Source organism: Synechococcus sp. CS-197, assembly GCF_025128215.1.
GTDB lineage: Bacteria > Cyanobacteriota > Cyanobacteriia > PCC-6307 > Cyanobiaceae > Synechococcus_C.
Genome location: NZ_JAHLZC010000013.1, coordinates 1 through 4,722, shown reverse-complemented (window position 1 = coordinate 4,722; position 4,722 = coordinate 1). Strand labels below are relative to the sequence as shown.

The 4,722-nt window shown below is 60.9% G+C and carries 4 protein-coding genes and 1 pseudogene; 3 read left to right on the top strand and 2 right to left on the bottom strand.

All coding sequences use genetic code 11. The features are described 5' to 3' along the window. A pseudogene (locus KQ296_RS04885) lies at positions 1-576 on the top strand (photosystem II D2 protein (photosystem q(a) protein)); the annotation flags it as partial. A gap of 116 nt (positions 577-692) precedes the next feature. Here the strand turns inward: KQ296_RS04885 and KQ296_RS04880 are convergent. After that, on the bottom strand, positions 693-2,288 hold the full coding sequence (locus KQ296_RS04880; protein WP_011934126.1) for a glycosyltransferase family 39 protein: 1,596 nt from the start codon (positions 2,286-2,288) through the stop codon (positions 693-695). 19 nt (positions 2,289-2,307) lie between these two features. Between KQ296_RS04880 and KQ296_RS04875 the strand changes: the two genes are divergently transcribed. Beyond that, positions 2,308-2,445 carry a hypothetical protein gene (locus KQ296_RS04875; protein ID WP_259726375.1) on the top strand — a complete coding sequence of 46 codons (138 nt, stop codon included), beginning with the start codon at positions 2,308-2,310 and terminating at the stop codon, positions 2,443-2,445. Between the two features lie 89 nt (positions 2,446-2,534). On the opposite strand, the gene KQ296_RS04870 is transcribed toward KQ296_RS04875, so the two are convergent. Continuing rightward, complete coding sequence (locus KQ296_RS04870) at positions 2,535-4,109, bottom strand: DUF2079 domain-containing protein (RefSeq protein ID WP_259726376.1); 1,575 nt, start codon at positions 4,107-4,109, stop codon at positions 2,535-2,537. A 304-nt stretch (positions 4,110-4,413) separates the two neighbouring features. On the opposite strand from KQ296_RS04870, the gene KQ296_RS04865 reads away from it, so the two are divergent. Further along, a partial coding sequence (locus tag KQ296_RS04865) for an S-layer homology domain-containing protein (protein WP_259726374.1) occupies positions 4,414-4,722 on the top strand: 309 nt, incomplete at its 3' end.

The following is a 4,722-nucleotide window of genomic DNA, read 5'->3' as shown; positions in this document are numbered from 1 at the left end:
CTCGGCCAGAGCAGCTGGTTCTTCGCGCCCTCCTTCGGTGTGGCTGCGATCTTCCGCTTCCTCCTCTTCCTCCAGGGCTTCCACAACTGGACCCTGAACCCCTTCCACATGATGGGCGTGGCCGGCATCCTCGGCGGCGCATTGCTGTGTGCCATTCACGGCGCCACCGTGGAAAACACCCTGTTTGAGGACGGCGAGCAGGCCAACACCTTCAAGGCGTTCGAGCCCACTCAGGAAGAAGAGACCTATTCGATGGTCACCGCCAACCGCTTCTGGAGCCAGATCTTCGGAATTGCGTTCTCCAACAAGCGTTGGCTGCACTTCTTCATGCTGTTCGTGCCTGTGATGGGCCTGTGGACCAGCTCCATCGGCATCATCGGCCTGGCCCTCAACCTGCGCGCCTACGACTTCGTGTCGCAGGAGATCCGCGCTGCAGAAGATCCCGAATTTGAGACCTTCTACACCAAGAACATCCTTCTCAATGAAGGTCTGCGTGCCTGGATGGCACCGGCTGACCAGCCGCACGAAAACTTCGTCTTCCCTGAAGAGGTTCTTCCCCGCGGTAACGCACTCTGATCAATCCTTCGGTTTGACTGTTTTGAATGGCGCCTGCTCCGGCAGGCGCTTTTTAATGCCCTTTCGTTGTCATGAATTGCACGTTGCCGTGTTAATCCAGTAACGCTGCCGTTACGTCATTGTGTGGATGTGGGAACGGCAGGGCAAAGCCACAGCTGCCAGTCACCGTTGATTGTCATCGGTTGCTGCCTGCAAGATGCAGGCGATTTGCGGGTGATCAACCAATGACGCTCAGCGGGGCGCTCCGATTGCAGTCGACGCAGAGGTCGACCGGCGTACCAGCCCAAAGAGGGACGGGTTGGTCCCTGCAAAACCACCGGGTCCTCAGCTGGAAGCTTGCGAATGACGGCTGCGATCGGCCTTGGATCCCAAGTTTCGTTCAATTCCCAGAGCCAGAGTCGGCTATGCCAGAGGCTGAGCAGGGCCATACTCCAGCCAACAACCAACAGCAGCAGCCCTCGACATCGCCTGGTCTTGATGGGTGCGCGCATCCAGAGGCCGCCCATCAGCAACCCGGCGCCAGCCGACAGGACCGATGCGGCAGGGACAGCGTCGGTGATGCCGAGCAACGCCATGGAGCCGGCTAGCAGTAATCCTGCGCCAAGCCCCGTCCAGATGGACGGGACCCATCGGGGCTTGCCGCTCACCAACAGCTGACTCAGTCCCTCGCCGCAAAGCAGGGCAATGCTCGGCCAGAGCAGATGGCTGTACCAAGGAAGTTGGGTGCGCAGCGGCAGCACAAGGGCAGCGCTACCCACGAGCAGTCCCAGTTCCCAGAGTCCTGCACGTTCATGGCGGTGGTGCCAGGCCCAGCGGAGCCCCGCCGGCAGCAGCAGCAACCACGGCCAACCCCCCTCCAGCACTTCGGTGATCGGAACCAGCCAGCCCCCCTGATTGCCTTCCACCACGGAGGTCACTCGGCTCAGGCCCTGACCGCCCCACATCACCAAGGCATCCAGTCCACGCCACCAGCCATGCCAGAGATGCCAGACCAGGCCGGGTGTCGTTCCCAGCACGAGCCAGCCGATCCGTCGTCTGAATGGGATGTTGTGCTGTTGAGATGGCTTGCTTTGGCTCAGGTGCTGCTGGCTCAGCTTCTCCAGCACTGTGATCATGACGATGATGGCAGTGAAGCCAATCAAGGCTGGTGGTTTGAGCAGCAGCACTCCGGTGCCTCCCAGCCCGGCCAGCACGGCCCAGCGGCTTTGCCGCCGGCTGCCGAGCCATCCGAGCCAGAGCATCAGGCTGCAGCTCACGAGGCTTCCATCAAGCATCGCCAGACGACCGTGGCGTGCCATCGGCAACAGGGTCATCAGCACCAACCCAGCAGCCAAGGCGGAGCGTTCTCCTGATTGATCACGGCTGAGTTCCCTGCGCAGCAACACCAGCAAGGGAACGGCCAGGGTGGACACCAGGGCAGGCACCGCGCGCACAACCCCTTCCCCTTCTCCCCAGGTCTGGATGCTGGTGCCGATCAACCAGTGCAGTCCAGGCGGTTTGTTGAGATAGGGCTCCCCTGCATCCTTAAGGGCCAGCAGCCAGCTCAGTCCGGTTTGTTGGGATGTGGCGCGGGCCACGGTGGCCACGATTCCCTCATCCCAATCCCTTAAAGGAACATTGCCGAGCCAGGGAAGCCAGATCACAAGTGTTGTGATCCAGAGCGTCAGCGGAGCCAGCAGACCCCGGGGCCGTTCGCTTCCGTTATGGTTCAAGTGTTCAGAGCGCAGTGGTGTGGTGGTGTTCCTTGATCTTCGGATTCAGGGCATCTCCGGATGCATCACCGGCGATCATCAATCCATCCAGGAGGAGGTGTCCATGAGTTCCAGTTCTTTCATGCAGGGTCTGCTGATCGCGGAGAACGCCGGCTGACGGCATCATCCTCTGACTGATCAATCGGTTCCGCGCCAGAGCGGACCCGGCGAGAGCCCCCGTTCGGTTTCCGAACGGGGGCATCGTTTTTAAGACTGTTGGGCGCGCTTCGAGGGGGATGGTGGCCGGGGGCGCTCCAGCAGGGCGCTGAGTTCCTTGTCGAGGACCGGATGGCGCGGTCCCTGGCGCTGCAAAACCACAACGCCATCCCGGATGGCCTGCGGTGTGTAGGTCTGTCGGTTGTCCTCGATCCAGGCCAGGCTTTTCTTGTGTTGGCGCCAGTCCCTACGGAAAGCCACCCCGTAGCGCTCCAGGAGCGAAAGATCGACGGCGACCCACTGCACACGCTGCTCTTGGCGGTTCTGATCCAGGTAGTTGGTGGTGTAGGGAAAGCGCACGATGGCCCGGCGTTGTGCCAGCAGCGGCACTAGGGGCGTGTTCGCGGCGACGGAATCGGTTTCGGGGATCACCTTCAGGGCCTTGCGCGCGCGCAGGCCATGAACCCACTGCTGCGCAGGAGAGGAGTAAAGCCAAGGGTCAATGCTGTCGGGCATCACCATCGACAGGCTGCGGTGGGGATTGCTGGTCACGGTGAGCAGCAGCGAGAGGGTCAGGGCTGCTCCCCAGGCCAGTCGCACCCTTGGTCCTGGTGATGGAACAGCACGACGCTCCCACCAGAACAGTGCACCCAAGGCAAAACCAGGCACGACCAGCCAGGTGTAGCGAATGGTGATCGCCAGGGGGTCATTGGTTCCCTGGGCTAAAAACAGCCCCAAAAGGCTGGGGCCTGCAAGCAGCCAGGTGTCGAGACTGATCAGGGGAACGAAAAGAAAGGGCAGGCTGTGGCCCAGCAGATAGCGCAGGGTCTTCCCCGGTGGATCGATCAGCTGCTGAACGAGCAAGACCGGTTGGCTGAAGACACGCTTGAGCACCCCGAGACTGCTGCTTCCCTTGTCTGGGTCAGCACCGAGGTACTGGCCGAAGTTCTCCACCATGAAGCGCTTGCTGTTGTCGTCGGAGAACAACGGCATCAAGACGTTCGTGCACACAACAACCCAGCCACCCCCCCAGGCGATCAGCACCAACGCCAAGCGCCAGCGCTCCCGGGATCGCACCAGAAGCCATAGGCCAATGGCTACGAGAATCACCCCTGTGTCCTCGCGGATCAGCGGCATGAGCAGGGCTCCGGCAACCGTCAGGGCCCATCGGCTCTCCAGCAGGCCGAGCATCAACACGAACACAGCCAAGGGCAGCTGGCAGAGATCGGAAAAATTCCCAAGGGTGGGACCGATCAGTGCATTGCCTGCGAAGAAAGCAATCACAAGCCAGTTCGCCGTCCTCGCGGGGAGGCGTGGGGCAGCCAGTCGGTGCAGCACCAAGCCAGCAGCTGTGATCAGGCCCACCTGCACAACAGGAAGGGCAGCGGCGCCGAACACGCCAAGCAGTGGTGCCCAGAGCAGGAGGGTGGGCGTGAAGTGCTGGCCAAGCCGTTCGTAACCCACGAACGGGAGCTCACCGGCATGCACAACGTTGGTGGAGAGCTGCGAGGAGAGGGAACTTTCAAACCAACGGCCGTGCAGGCTGTTCCATGCCACCTGTTGGAAAATTCCCTGGTCGTATCCAGCCAAAAGAACCCAGGATTTCCACAGCTGCAATCCGAGCATCACCACTGCAAACAAGCCCGCTGCCAGCGCATGGCCTTTGATCCGGCTGCGGCCTTCCCATCGCTGAAGCTGGTTCACGCGCGCGAGCAACAGTCGTGCCCAATCAAGCGCATCAAGCAAGGTGTGGTATTCACCATCGACCAAATTTTTTGGTAGTTAAAAGCACCGTTTGGGGCGCAAAGTGATCGAATTGATACAAGTCACGCGAAAGAGCGTCACAAGTGCCCTGGTTAAGGGTGGGTAATGCAACAGATTTTCACTATCGCTACGGCGTGTTCCCTCAATTTTTGGTGTGAGGAATTCCATGAAACTCTTCCAGCGACTGCTGGTGGCACCTGCAGCCCTTGGGCTGTTGGCTCCCCTGGCCTCTGATGCAATCCGACCCGCTTCAGCCACTGAGCTTAATATCGAGGGGGTGTCTGAGTACACCGCCAAGTCCAAAAAGGGCCGTTCTGCTGCCAGCCGCGACCAAGTCACCAGCATCACTCAGTTCTCTGATGTGTATCCCACCGACTGGGCTTACCAGGCACTGAGCAACCTGATCGAGCGCTACGGCTGCGTCGCTGGCTACCCCAACGGCACCTACCGCGGCAACCGGGCCATGACCCGCTTT

Coding starts and splice junctions, on each gene's coding strand:
- KQ296_RS04870 (WP_259726376.1), bottom strand. CDS start 4,109: ATGCTCGGATTGCAGCTGTGGAAATCCTGGGTTCTTTTGGCTGGATAC.